Origin of the sequence: Colwellia sp. BRX9-1 (genome assembly GCF_014077195.1) — a bacterium.
Lineage (GTDB): Bacteria > Pseudomonadota > Gammaproteobacteria > Enterobacterales > Alteromonadaceae > Colwellia_A.
Genome location: NZ_JACGVM010000020.1, coordinates 1 through 13,238, shown reverse-complemented (window position 1 = coordinate 13,238; position 13,238 = coordinate 1). Strand labels below are relative to the sequence as shown.

Genomic DNA, 13,238 nt, shown 5'->3' with positions numbered 1-13,238 from the left:
TTAGCTATCTTTTACTCAATTATACCGTTATCTGGCAATTTGGCGTAAGGGGCTATTTTTTTAAAGTAGTGAGCGGTATCGTCAGACAGCAAGGCATCTAATTGTTTTTTTAGCTTTGCTCCTACTGAATCGTTTGCAACAGCAAGACTTGCTGCAATAACTTTAAACTTTTGATAATAAATTTTTTGTGGGCTTTCTGGGGAGTTGAATTCTGTTGGAACTTTGGTGGAGAGGTCGTCTTGTAATTCTTTAATCGTTGACATCATAGCCACCCGCTCGAAGAGTATCACTTTAAGTCTCCCGCGTGCCATCATCATAATTAATTGCGCTAAACTGCTTACTTCAACAAACTTTTCTCTGGGAACTTGCGCTAATTCAGCGAAAAAATCAGCATTGCCAATTAGTGTACCTATACTCCCTTCGGGCAAATTTTTGATGTCAAAGTTAGCGGGGGATGTTGAATAAAGATCAACGGTAGTGTCAAAGTGCCAAGATAACTCTTGTGCGTATTGGTAAAAGCTTTCTGTTTCACTATCTTTGGGCGTTAAACCTACCATGTCGATACGGTAACTTTTTAATTCCAGCTTCGCCCGAGCATAGGTCATTATTTGATAATTAAACGTTAGTGTCGAATTTTCTTGCAGGCCATTAAGCATATCAATAACAAAACCACTGCCGTCTTCGTTTACTAAAGGAGGAAATGGCTCCAACCCAACTAAAATATTAGTAGGGTTGGCTAATGATTTAACGCTAAATAAAGCACATAAAACAGCAACACCGACAACTTTATATAACACTGATATGTTGTTTGAAATAGACATCTTATAAATACTGTTTGAATATTTAAATATAGCCATTAAGGATTCAATTTAAATTGATGCCATAGTACCTTTTTGTCATCTTGATTTTGCTCTTGTTCAAAGCAAATACGGTCATGTAAACGATTAGCTCGACCTTGCCAAAATTCAAGATAATGAGGTTTTATTCGCCAACCGCCCCAAAATTCAGGTAAGGGAACTTCTTGGCCAGCAAACTTTTTAGTGTAATAAGCTTCGCTCTGCTTTAGTGCTTCTTTACTCGCCAGTGGTGAGCTTTGCTTTGACGCCCATGCGCCAATTTGGCTACCGCGGTCTCTGCTATGAAAATACTGTTCTGATTGTTCAGCCGTTACTTTTTCGACTCTGCCTTCTATCCTGACTTGGCGTTGCAGTACATTCCAATGAAATAATAAGGCTATCTTATTATTTTCATTTAAATCTTGGCTTTTTCGGCTGCCGTAATTAGTATAAAAAACGAAACCATCGTCATTAAACTCTTTTAACAACACCATACGTGAGCTAGGTTGACCGTTTTGATCGCAACTGCTGACAGACATCGCTTCAGGTAATAAAATGCCTGATTTTTTTGCGTCATCAAACCATTGGCCAAACAATTCGATGGGTGTTGTTTGTTCAGAAATATCGGGCAGTGGTAAGGCAACACCTTGACCAAATGTTAATAAGCAGCGTAATTTTTCAAATAATGTCATAACGGTAAATTTAAATGATGTAGGGAGAATAGGTTCGTTAGATAGTAGCATGAATGTTTTATCTGACAATAAGAGATTATCGGCTTAATGCAATCAAAAGTTAATGCAGTGATGACTATATTTCCCAATCATCACTGAAGTCTAATGCTTCACGAAGGCGTTTTTTTTCAAGCAAATCATCGATACGTTTACGCACCTTGCTATTTTTATCTGCTTTTTTACCGGTGGCGAGATCTTTGTCGTAGTTATCAGACTCGTCATTTGCTTTATATTCATCTGCCATTATCGTGTTTTTCTCACGGTTAAGTATTTTTATTAATAAGGATTAATTTCAAGATAGGCAACAACTGAGAAAATTTCAATAAATTAGCTTAATCGCCTACTATTAATGGCATTATTTTTAGTAAATAACCGCAGATAAAAATAAACTATTTGAATTGCGGGAGCACATTGATAAACTGCTTTCACTTTAGTTTTACTGAATTTAGCGCCTGCTTATGTCTAACCATAATTTCGTCGAATGGCTTGAAGAAATGCAATGTCAGGCTTCGACCAAATTTCAGCGACAACTGGTGTTACTGGTCGGTGATGCTTGCTGGGTCAAACAGTTACTGCAACTTAATGAACAAAACCAGAGTAAAGACGCTTGGCTGGTGTTTAGTCACCACCCCGAAATTTCTGCCACGATCAACAACAAACACTTTGCTCAGCAACTCGGTAGTGAGCATAGTCGAATATTATTTTCAGGTGTTGAAAATAGCGACTGTTCTGCGCTTAATAGTATCAATTTGGATGCTTTTGCGGCGCTCTCTGGCACGCTAGTCGCTGGCGGTGTTATGTGTTTATGGCTTGAAAAACCATTAATACAAGCGATTGAGCAAACAAAGGCAGCTTCACTTAAGTATTTTTATCGACAACTACTCGACAATAAAGCCTTAATGACGATTACACAAAATGACGAGCAAACGTTTCCGTTGTTAGATGGTATTGCACCAGTAATATCGACCGTCTCTAGTGATTTTTTATATCAATGTAAAACCAAAGAACAACAAATAGCCGTTGAACATATTATTAAGGTCAGCCGAGGTCATCGAAACCGCCCATTAGTGTTAACCGCTGATCGTGGTCGTGGAAAATCATCAGCGCTTGCTATTGCTTGTGTTGAGCTCATTGCAAATAACACCGCTATGGGCCATGAAAAAATTAATATAGTTATTACCGCACCCCATGTTCGTTCTTTATCGGTTTTTTACCGCCAACTTGCTTGTTCATTAGCGGCACTTGGCGAAAAATTTGACTATGCTAATACCAGCAAAACCGCTTTGGTTCACCCCTTGGGTTCGATAACTTTTGTTGCGGTCGATCAACTCATTCGCCGCGATGATTTATTGAATGTTTCGCTATTACTGGTTGACGAGGCAGCTGCCATTCCTGTGCCTTTATTAACAAGCTTAACGGCTCTTTTTTCTCGTGTTGTTTTTTCAAGTACGGTTCATGGTTATGAAGGAGCAGGGCGGGGCTTTACGGTAAAGTTTCAACAAGCGTTAACAAAGCAAGTGCCGCAGTGGCGAAGCTTTCATATGCATCAGCCTATTCGCTGGCGTCAAGACGATCCGCTAGAAGTCTTTGTTTTTGAAAGTTGTTTACTCAACGCCAAGTTAACAGAGTTGCCGTTACTAACTCAGCCTGTAAGCGAAATTTCTTTGGATAAAGCAACCTTAAGCCAATCATCAACAGTGCAGTTGGCTAAAGAATCGTTATCTTTTAGCCAAGTGTCATCAACTTCGTTGATTGAAGACACAGCGTTATTAAAGCAAGTTTTTGCTGTGCTGGTCACCGCTCATTACCAAACGTCACCGAACGATATTACGCTATTACTTGACAATAAAGCGCTACAATTATTTGTCGCCAAATTAGGTGATGATATTGTCGGTGTTGCCTTACTTCTTGAAGAAGGGTGTAATAAAGCAGCCGATATTCAAGCGATAGCAACAAATCAACGTCGACTAAAAAATCAGTTTATTCCCCAATCTTTATTAACTCATTGTGGTTTTAGTGAAAGCTTTAGTTATCAATATCTGCGGGTTTTACGCATAGCTATTCATCCACAATATCAAGGATATGGTTTTGGCCGTTGTTTTGTTAAAGCGCTAGAAAATTTTGCAAAAAAGCAGCACGTTGATTTTATTGGCGCGAGTTTTGGTGCCAATGCGCAGTTACTTAAGTTTTGGCAAGATGCTGATTATCAAGTTGCTCGAATAGGTTTTACTAAAGACCAAGCCAGTGGTGAGCATTCCGCGCTGGTGGTTTCTGCAATGAGCGACCGGGGGCAATTTTTTGAACGAAAAATTGCCAGTGAATTTTATAGTTCATTCGATTATTTACTCACCGATGAATACAAAGGTTTATCGCCTAAGTTAGTGTGGCAAATATTACATCATTGCCCTGATAAAAGTTTACCGCAGTTAAGCGCCCATCAGCTGAGCAGCATTAGCGATTTTATTCAACAAAAACGGCAGTTTAGTCATTGCGTAAAAGCGTTACATTATTGGTGTCTTTTACACTGTAAAGAAAATTATCAAGCAAGTATACTCGTGTTAATCGAGCGTATTTTGCAGAAAAAGCCCGTTGATGAAGTATGTAAAAATCATCAGTTAACCGGTAAAAAAATGCTAAATCAGGCATTAATTGACTACATTGCGCAGGCTCAAGCGCACTAGCTATTCAATCGCCTAGGCAATCTGTTGTTGCCAAAATTTAAGCATAGTAAAATAATGACAAGGCTGACTGGCGAAAGCGGTGAAGTCGTCATGTTTGATAAGGCGAGTTAAATAATAGCTGATCACCTTTGCTAATCCATTACTGGGATGCTGCGCATAAGTCTTGGTCAATACGCTCAACCAATCTTCTATTTGATAAAGCTCACTTGAATATGCAATAGCGCAATGAATACTATCTTTGTGAGAACCCGCGGAATAAGTTAACGGCATCTTGATTGCTCTCCCTGTAAGCTGCTTAGTAAGAGTGATTGCCACAATGTTTTACGCGCAGCATCATCTAAGCACCTGCACTCATTACCGGGCAAAGCGCCAGACAAGATTAACTTTTCTAATAATATGATGGGTAATTCAACTTTTGCCTTTTCAGTGTGTATGTGGTGATAATTGTCTTGAATATTTTTTCTATTGATAGAATATTGTTGCGCACCCATGATGAAACTCCTTTGCTTTGTCGATAACGTTAGATTTAATTTAATGTAATAGTTACCACAATGCAAATGATAATTATTATCATTTGCATTGTGGCGGTATTTTATTGTTTTTAGTGATGTGATCTTTACACAGATCCCATTACAATAATGAGCAAGCATTAGGTATTATTAGGAAAGTTATGACACAGAGTCAGCAACGGGTTGGTCAAACAAAAAACGATGTTATTGAAGTTAATCATTTAGTTAAAAGTTATAAAGGCGTGCAAGCGGTTGATGATATTAGTTTCACCATTACTAAAGGGCACTGTTTTGGTTTGTTAGGACCAAATGGTGCAGGAAAAACGACGACCATTGAAATAATGGAAGGGATAATTCCAGCGACCAGTGGTGAAGTGCTTTACTCAGGAAAAAGCATAGGTAAGGATATAAGTCAGCAAATTGGCATTCAATTTCAAAGTACTGCTTTGCAAGATTTTTTAACGGTACAAGAGACCTTAAATTTATTCACCGCATTTTATGACAACACTGTACCTCATCAGCAATTAATTGAGCTCTGTGGCTTAAAAGATTTTTTAGATAGAGATAATCGTTTGTTGTCGGGTGGACAACGCCAACGGTTATTATTAGCACTGGCGTTAATTAATGACCCCGATATTATTTTTCTTGATGAACCCACCACTGGGCTTGATCCACAGGCGAGACGTAATTTTTGGCAGTTAATAAAAAATATTAAAGCCCAAAATAAGACGGTTATTTTAACCACTCATTACATGGACGAAGCGGAACAACTTTGTGATGAAGTAGTTATTATGGACAATGGTAAAATTATTGAAAGTGGCACACCTAATCGATTACTTGCCAAGCATTTTCAAGAGGTTTTTATTTATTTACCTCAAGAGCAAGTACCGCAGCCATTAATTGAAAAACATCAGTGGACTATCGAACACGAGCGGGTCGAAATAACGACGCAACATGTGGAAGAAACTATTAGCTTGTTAATTGCTGAGAAAATTCCATTAGAAGGTTTACAAGTAAAGTCTCCAAATCTTGATGATCTTTTTCTAAAATTAACCGGCCATTCGTTGAGAGAGTAAAACATATGAATTTCAAACGTTTTTTTGCGGTAGTCAAAGCCCGTAATATTGAATTTTTTCGCGATCGTTCATCGTTAGGGTGGAATTTATTTTTCCCTATTCTCATGTTAGCGGGTTTATCTTTTGTTTTTTCTGGTGACGGAAAAGCTGTTTATAAAGTGGGGGTTATCGACAGTAAAACCGTTCAATCGAGTTTTATGGAAACACGTTACGTTGACTTTATTGACTATCAAGATAAGGCGTTAGCAACCGTAAAATTAGAACAGCATGCTATTGATTTTTTAGTCGACTTTAGCCAAAAAAGCTATTGGGTTAACCAAGGTTCGCCAAACAGTTACCTGGTTGAAAAAATCTTTTTAGGACAACACAATAACTTTCAACGCTTAGAAACCTATGGGAAGAAAATTCGTTATGTCGACTGGGTTCTGCCTGGGATCCTTGGAATGAACATGATGTTTAGTTGCCTATTTGGTGTTGGCTACGTGATAGTACGTTATCGGAAAAATGCGGTATTAAAACGTTTAAAAGCGACACCGCTTTCAGCGTTTGAATTTGTATCAGCACAATTAGTGTCACGTATTTTTATTGTGATGTTTATGTCGAGTGTTGTTTATATTGGCTGTAATTTCTTTTTTGATTTTTACATGCTGGGCAGCTATTTTGATCTATTTATCATCGCCGTTTTAGGTGCTATTAGCTTAATATCTTTAGGTTTGCTGGTCGCGAGCAGAAGTAAGAGTGAAGAGCTTATTGGCGGTTTACTTAATTTGACCTCATGGCCAATGATGTTGTTATCAGGTGTTTGGTTTAGTCTAGAAGGTGCACCCAATGCGGTAAAAGTTTTTGCTGACTTTTTACCTTTAACTCATTTAGTGGCTGGAGCGAGAAAAGTGATCACCGAAGGTGCAACCCTAGCTGATATCAGTTATCACCTGAGCGCACTTTTGATTATGAGTACTATTTTTTTAGCGTTAGGCTCTTACTTATTTAGTTGGAATACCGAGCGATAATAGCGGTTGCTGTTTTATAGCGAGACCTATCAATAATTATACTAGGTCTCGTTGCGTGACAAAAACCATCGATAACACCCCTCATCGTTAGGAGTTTTATCGATAATACCTCGCTGTTGAGCAAAGATAACCTTGTTATAAATCAGTGAAATTTAAAGTGCTTAAAAAATATTTTTTTATTAGATAAAATATATTATGCTTAATTCATAGCAGTTAAGGATAGTTATTAGTGATTACCAATCGTGTGTTTATTAAGTTTATTTGCCTTTTAAGTGTGTTGTTTTACTGTAATACCAGTATTGCGACAGATATATTACGTGTCAGTATTCCTCAAATGCCAGTTCATGCGGTAAGTAAAGATGAAGGGATTTTGGTCGATTTTGTTAAAGTGCTTGCCAAGAAACTAGACCAAAATATAGAAATCCAGATAGTGCCTTTTTCGCGTTCTATCTATTATGTTATTACTAATCAAGTTGATTTTCATTTACCCTTTATTAAGCCCAAAGCTGAGAATTCGCCTCAAGATAACTTTATTTACTCAGACGAAACTATTTTTCATGTCAACTTTGTACTTTATACCCATAAAGATAGGTTTGTTGATCTCACTAAACTGGTAAATTATAAGATTGAAACTGATGCTGCTCACCTGCCTTTTTTTAGTGAATTAAAGATGGGTTCTAGTTGTATCCTTTGTAGTTTAAAGAAAGTGCAGCACAAAATGACCGACGGTTATATTTTTGCTGATTCTTCCACCGATCCTCTTTTACGTGAAAATTTGCCGTTGTTAGCTGCTGTTAAACGTCAACTTTATAAAAAGTTTGAAGTTAAAATGGTTTTTCCAAAGACAGAGAAAGGACAAAGTCTTAATAAAGCACTTAGTGTAATTGTTAATGAAATGCGCTTGTCAGGAGAGCTACAGCAGTTATTATCCTCAGTTGACTTTATCTATAATGATTGGCAAATAGAATGAACGAACTGCTAGCACAGAGGCTCTTAAAACTTACTGGTTTGTTCTTTGTAGGTCTTGCTCTACTGGGTGTGGTACTGCCGATTCTTCCTACCACACCTTTTCTGTTAGTTGCGGCGAGTTGTTTTGCTAAGTCTTCGCCACGTATGAATAAAATATTACTTAGACATAAAGTTTTTGGCCCCTTGATTTGCCATTGGCAAACATCAGGCAGTATTCCTAAAAGGGCTAAAACAATCGCTTTAAGTACTATTATCTTAGCCACCATGGGTTCTTGCTATCAATTAGACAATAACCTACTGCGAGTGTTGGTCATCGTTTTAGTTGCAGGGCCCTTTATTTTTCTATGGCGTTTACCTCTTTCAGCAGAGGAACAGCAAACTTAACTGTTAATTATTAATCAGCGAGTGCTTTACCCACTAAGGTCGCTAAATGGTTAGGTAGTGTTAATGAAAGTGCTATTTCGTGGCCACGCGCTGACATTTTTCCCCAAGTTTTCTTTACTATCCTTATGATTTTAGCTTCGTTGTCTGCTTCGGTATATTTAGCGGCAAAAGCGTCAAAGTAATATTGTAAAAAGACTAAGCAAGCGACATCCTCTAACGTTTGCGTGTTGGCATTTGTTTTGAGCTGTTCTTTTCTTAAAATACAAGCGGTCAATTCAGCCTCATGCTCAGAATAATCATTTTCTAACATTAATGACTTAGTGAGCTCAGCGTGGAACTTTCCTTGGGAAATCCGCCACTGATAATAGCCAGCTTTGCCTTCATCAAATTCGGTACGCTTTAAGTCCCAGCGTTTAATATGCTGTGCCCGCACAGCTATTTGTAATAATTCATTTGACTGAGGAAAATACTGCTCAAGACAAGAGGTCATGTATTGACCATAAAGTAATTCATTGGCTTGAGGATGCCCATTAACAAGTGTTTGATTGGGATCTTCACTATTTATTTTATCGATAGCACAAAGTACGGCGGTTAAACGAGATGAAGTCATAAGGGGTATCCAATGCCTAGGGTGAATTAAAACAATATGTTAGCTTTTTATCGATAAAATAAACACAGTCATTAAATATTTTTGTCAAAATAACAGAAATTGATCTGTAGATCATATTGTCGTGGTAGCTAGTTTTAAGTATAATGTTTTCCCGTCCTGCTAGGTTGGTGTGTTTTTCAAAATCATGACTAAACTTACCTCATTATTCGCTAATTAATTCGTATAATAAGCTAGCAAAACAACTTAAGTAAAACACACAAAATTCCTGCTCACTCTGACTTTTGGTATCACATGACAACTAGATATATTTTTGTAACCGGCGGCGTTGTATCGTCTCTTGGTAAAGGTATTGCCGCGGCTTCTCTTGCTGCAATTCTTGAAGCACGCGGCTTAAAAGTCACAATGTTAAAACTTGACCCTTATATTAATGTTGACCCGGGTACGATGAGTCCTATTCAACATGGTGAAGTATTTGTTACCGAAGACGGCGCGGAAACTGATTTGGATTTAGGGCATTATGAACGATTTATTCGTACCAAAATGACCAAGCTTAATAACTTCACCACCGGCAGAATATATCAAGATATTCTTGCACGTGAGCGCAAAGGTGAGTTTTTAGGTGCCACTATTCAAGTTATTCCTCATATTACTAACGACATTAAGCGTCGCGTTATCGAGGGTGCTGAAGGTTATGACGTTGCTATGGTTGAAATTGGCGGCACGGTTGGTGATATTGAATCACAACCTTTCTTAGAAGCTATCCGCCAGTTAGGTACCGAATTAGGACGTGAGCGTGCGATGTATATGCATCTAACGTTAGTGCCTTATATTAAAACAGCCGGCGAAATTAAAACAAAACCAACTCAACATTCAGTGAAAGAGCTACGCTCAATCGGTATCGTCCCTGATATTTTAGTGTGTCGAAGTGAACGCACTGTGCCTGCTAATGAGCGAGCAAAAATATCTTTGTTTACCAATGTTGCTGAAAAAGCAGTTTTATCAATGCGTGATGTTGATAGCATTTATAAGATTCCGGCGTTACTTAAAGCCCAAGGTATAGATGAATTAGTGGTTAAACGTTTTGGTCTTGATGTACCCGCAGCCGATTTAAGTGAATGGGAAAAAGTACTCTATCAAGAAGCTAACCCTTTTGGTGAAGTTACCATAGGCATGGTAGGTAAATATATTGAATTACCAGACGCGTATAAATCTGTTAACGAAGCATTAAAACATGCCGGCTTGAAAAACCAAGTAACGGTAAACATTAAATACATTGACTCACAAGATCTTGAGAGCAAAGGAACTGATGTTTTAGGAACCGTTGACGCGATATTAGTGCCAGGTGGTTTTGGTATTCGTGGCGTTGAAGGAAAAATTTTAGCGGCGAAATATGCCCGTGAAAACAAAGTGCCTTATTTAGGGATTTGTTTAGGTATGCAAGTGGCGCTTATTGATTATGCCCGCAATGTTGCTGGTCTTACTGACGCTCATAGCACCGAATTTAACCCTGAAACCCCACATCCAGTGGTTGGTTTAATTAATGAATGGTTAGATGAAGAAGGCCAAGTTGAATACCGTCATGAAAATTCAGACTTAGGCGGCACGATGCGTTTAGGTTCACAATTGTGCCACCTTGTGAAAGGTACCAAGGCATATGACGTATATGGCAGTGAAACAATTTATGAGAGACACCGTCATCGTTATGAGGTAAATAATAACTACCGTGAGCAAATTAGCAAAGCTGGTTTGGTGTTCTCGGGGTTATCTACGGATAAAACATTAGTTGAGATGATTGAAATACCGGATCATCCTTGGTTTATTGCTGGGCAGTTTCATCCTGAGTTTAATTCAACTCCACGTGATGGACACCCATTGTTTGAAAGCTTTATTGCTGCTTCATTTGAGCATCAAAAACAGCAATCAAGTTAAACCTGAAAATTAATAAAACCGTAGCATAGTGCTGCGGTTTTGCTTTCTGGCATAATTATTTATGGCAAAATGTTTTATCAGTAAAATGTAAACTAAAAACTATTACCAACTTAATAGCGGTTCATTCGCTGTAGTGCACTCAATTTAAAGGAATTATAATGTCGAATATCAGTAAAATTATCGCCCGTGAAATTATGGACTCTCGTGGTAACCCAACCGTTGAAGCTGACGTTTTTTTAGCATCGGGTGCTTGGGGCCGTGCTGCGGCACCCTCTGGCGCATCAACCGGTTCACGTGAAGCGTTAGAGTTACGTGATGGTGATAAGTCTCGTTATTTAGGTAAAGGCGTATTAAAAGCGGTTGCGGCGATAAACAATGACATTCAAGCGGCATTGATCGGACAAAGTGCTTTAGAACAAGCCACTATTGATCAAATCATGATCGACTTAGACGGTACTGAAAATAAAGAAAAATTTGGTGCCAATGCTATTTTAGCGGTTTCATTAGCAAATGCAAAAGCAGCCGCAATGGAAAAGAAAGTACAATTGTTTGAACATATCGCTGATTTAAACGGAACTCCGGGTCAATACTCATTACCTTTACCTATGATGAATATTATCAATGGCGGTGAACATGCAGACAATAATGTTGATATTCAAGAATTCATGATCCAACCGGTAAGTGCTAAAAATTTCAGTGAAGCATTACGTATGGGCGCTGAAATATTTCATGCCTTGAAAAAAGTATTATCAGCAAAAGGTTTAAATACTGCCGTTGGTGATGAAGGTGGTTTTGCACCTGATTTAGCCTCGAATGCTGACGCCTTAGCGGTTATTAAGGAAGCAGTTTCTGCTGCCGGTTATGAATTAGGTAAAGACATTACGTTAGCGATGGATTGTGCTGCTTCAGAATTTTATGACAGCGAGAAAGGCATTTACGATCTGAAAGGCGAAGGCAAGCAATTTACAGCTAACGAATTCTCTGATTTTTTAGCAACGTTATGTGAAGAATATCCTATCGTTTCTATTGAAGACGGTTTGGACGAGTCTGATTGGGACGGTTTTGCTTACCAAACAAAATTATTGGGCGATAAAATACAAATTGTTGGCGATGATTTATTTGTAACGAATACTAAAATCTTAGCACGTGGTATTGAACAAGGTATTGGCAACTCAATTTTAATTAAGTTTAACCAAATTGGTACCTTAACTGAAACATTAGCGGCGATTAAAATGGCGAAAGATGCAGGCTTTACTGCAGTTATCTCTCATCGTTCAGGCGAAACCGAAGATGCAACGATTGCTGATTTAGCGGTAGGTACAGCGGCAGGCCAAATTAAAACCGGTTCACTTTGTCGTTCAGACCGTGTTTCTAAGTACAACCAATTACTACGTATTGAAGAGTACCTTGGTGATAAAGCTATATTTAATGGCCTGTCAGAAGTTAAAGGCCAATAACGATTAAACTATGTTTATTTCTTCCTACCACGTTGTTAGAAGTACTCATTGACTATCGTCAACTCCGAGCGTCTGCCTAGTGGTAGTTTGAACTAACTCATATTTTAATTTGTTATTTTTGCTATAAATATAGTAGTTATAAATATAGTGATAAAAACCACTCATTTGAGTGGTTTTTTATTTTTAGGGATAACTGATTTAGACAGTAGGCTAGTTTAATAACCTAGCTAAAGCATGTTTATTTCTTCCTACCACGTTGTTAGAAGTACTCATTGACTATCGTCAACTCCGTGCGTCTGCCTAGTGGTAGTTTGAACTAACTCATATTTTAATGCGTTATTTTAGCTATAAATATAGTAGTTATAAATATAGTGATAAAAGCCACTCATTTGAGTGGTTTTTTATCAGCACCGTCGAGAAAACTCTGCCGAGATGAATCGATAATTTCTTGACAACATCTGCTTGTACAGTACGCTATACAGTATATTAAAAGGGCACTCAGATACAATTATCGGATCAAGCCAACAGTAGACCAAGAAGTTAAACTCGTAGAGTTTGGCTCATATGCTCGTGGGCTGTGGAATTTGTTGTTATCTGAAAATATACGTCGATATCGCTATGATAAATCTTTTTTGTTTTACCCTGAAATGGCTGGTTTGATTCGAGATTTAAAAAAATCCGATGAATTCTCATGGCTGAAATTCTTTGATTCTGCGGCTTCTCAGCAAGTGGCTCGCGACCTTGAAACGGCACTGAAGAAATTACTATGCCACCCATAATTACTTTCCGCAGTAATTACTATGCCACCCATGATAATGCCGCACAATAATAAGGCACTGAAACACCGCTATCCATTGGTCAGCAACAAGGCATGTACTTCATCTTGTAAGCCTTTGCATATCGATTTTTGTAGATGTTGACTAAATGAGTGAATTTCAGGCAAGCTTTACTTCTCCCCCAAGGTAGCTGTATTTTTCTTGCTGTTTTTGAATGTAGCTATGTTTACGCGCTATTCAAACAAGCTTGGGCATTTGCTTTACCGTGTG

Annotated in this window: 14 protein-coding genes; 8 read left to right on the top strand and 6 right to left on the bottom strand. The window is 38.2% G+C overall.

Annotated elements, in window-relative coordinates:
* Positions 1-11 precede the first annotated feature (11 nt).
* From H4J76_RS15975 to H4J76_RS15965, 3 genes are all read right to left on the bottom strand, one after another.
* On the bottom strand, positions 12-857 hold the full coding sequence (locus H4J76_RS15975) for a transporter substrate-binding domain-containing protein (protein ID WP_182230925.1): 846 nt from the start codon (positions 855-857) through the stop codon (positions 12-14).
* Positions 857-1,528 (bottom strand): pyridoxamine 5'-phosphate oxidase, encoded by a 672-nt coding sequence (gene pdxH / locus H4J76_RS15970; RefSeq protein ID WP_182230966.1) that lies wholly within the window; start codon positions 1,526-1,528, stop codon positions 857-859. Before pdxH ends, H4J76_RS15975 begins: the two co-directional genes overlap by 1 nt.
* Positions 1,529-1,643: 115 nt before the next feature.
* A complete protein-coding gene (locus H4J76_RS15965) occupies positions 1,644-1,811 on the bottom strand; it encodes a PA3496 family putative envelope integrity protein (RefSeq protein ID WP_157470838.1) in 168 nt (55 codons plus the stop codon).
* Positions 1,812-2,025: 214 nt separating this feature from the next.
* Between H4J76_RS15965 and H4J76_RS15960 the strand changes: the two genes are divergently transcribed.
* Complete coding sequence (locus H4J76_RS15960; protein WP_182230924.1) at positions 2,026-4,248, top strand: GNAT family N-acetyltransferase; 2,223 nt, start codon at positions 2,026-2,028, stop codon at positions 4,246-4,248.
* Positions 4,249-4,260: 12 nt separating this feature from the next.
* Here the strand turns inward: H4J76_RS15960 and H4J76_RS15955 are convergent, their stop codons facing one another.
* Together H4J76_RS15955 and H4J76_RS15950 are read right to left on the bottom strand one after the other, a co-directional pair.
* Positions 4,261-4,518 carry a hypothetical protein gene (locus H4J76_RS15955; protein WP_182230923.1) on the bottom strand — a complete coding sequence of 86 codons (258 nt, stop codon included), beginning with the start codon at positions 4,516-4,518 and terminating at the stop codon, positions 4,261-4,263.
* On the bottom strand, positions 4,509-4,739 hold the full coding sequence (locus tag H4J76_RS15950; protein ID WP_182217353.1) for a hypothetical protein: 231 nt from the start codon (positions 4,737-4,739) through the stop codon (positions 4,509-4,511). Before H4J76_RS15950 ends, H4J76_RS15955 begins: the two co-directional genes overlap by 10 nt.
* Before the next feature lie 179 nt (positions 4,740-4,918).
* Here H4J76_RS15950 and H4J76_RS15945 point away from each other — a divergent pair, with 179 nt between their 5' ends.
* The 4 genes from H4J76_RS15945 (at position 4,919) to H4J76_RS15930 (ending at position 8,196) form a co-directional block, all read left to right on the top strand.
* Positions 4,919-5,833, top strand: coding sequence for an ABC transporter ATP-binding protein (locus H4J76_RS15945; RefSeq protein WP_182176050.1), 915 nt, complete (start codon positions 4,919-4,921; stop codon positions 5,831-5,833).
* A gap of 5 nt (positions 5,834-5,838) precedes the next feature.
* Positions 5,839-6,843, top strand: coding sequence for an ABC transporter permease (locus H4J76_RS15940; protein WP_182217357.1), 1,005 nt, complete (start codon positions 5,839-5,841; stop codon positions 6,841-6,843).
* Between the two features lie 229 nt (positions 6,844-7,072).
* Positions 7,073-7,813 carry a transporter substrate-binding domain-containing protein gene (locus H4J76_RS15935; RefSeq protein ID WP_182230922.1) on the top strand — a complete coding sequence of 247 codons (741 nt, stop codon included), beginning with the start codon at positions 7,073-7,075 and terminating at the stop codon, positions 7,811-7,813.
* Positions 7,810-8,196 (top strand): YbaN family protein, encoded by a 387-nt coding sequence (locus tag H4J76_RS15930; protein WP_182230921.1) that lies wholly within the window; start codon positions 7,810-7,812, stop codon positions 8,194-8,196. The genes H4J76_RS15935 and H4J76_RS15930 overlap by 4 nt, the downstream gene beginning before the upstream one ends.
* Positions 8,197-8,206: 10 nt before the next feature.
* Here the strand turns inward: H4J76_RS15930 and H4J76_RS15925 are convergent, their stop codons facing one another.
* Complete coding sequence (locus H4J76_RS15925) at positions 8,207-8,806, bottom strand: DUF4202 domain-containing protein (protein ID WP_070374524.1); 600 nt, start codon at positions 8,804-8,806, stop codon at positions 8,207-8,209.
* A gap of 291 nt (positions 8,807-9,097) precedes the next feature.
* Between H4J76_RS15925 and H4J76_RS15920 the strand changes: the two genes are divergently transcribed.
* The 3 genes from H4J76_RS15920 to H4J76_RS15910 all read left to right on the top strand — a co-directional run bounded on the left by H4J76_RS15920 (position 9,098) and on the right by H4J76_RS15910 (position 12,971).
* Positions 9,098-10,735: a CTP synthase gene (locus tag H4J76_RS15920; RefSeq protein ID WP_070374523.1), complete on the top strand. Its 1,638-nt coding sequence runs from the start codon at positions 9,098-9,100 to the stop codon at positions 10,733-10,735.
* Between the two features lie 158 nt (positions 10,736-10,893).
* Positions 10,894-12,192, top strand: a complete 1,299-nt coding sequence (gene eno / locus H4J76_RS15915) for a phosphopyruvate hydratase (RefSeq protein WP_146800278.1) — start codon at positions 10,894-10,896, stop codon at positions 12,190-12,192.
* A gap of 458 nt (positions 12,193-12,650) precedes the next feature.
* The gene (locus H4J76_RS15910) at positions 12,651-12,971 is read left to right on the top strand and encodes a helix-turn-helix domain-containing protein (protein ID WP_220466047.1); all 321 of its coding nucleotides are present in this window, start codon (positions 12,651-12,653) and stop codon (positions 12,969-12,971) included.
* Positions 12,972-13,238 lie beyond the last annotated feature (267 nt).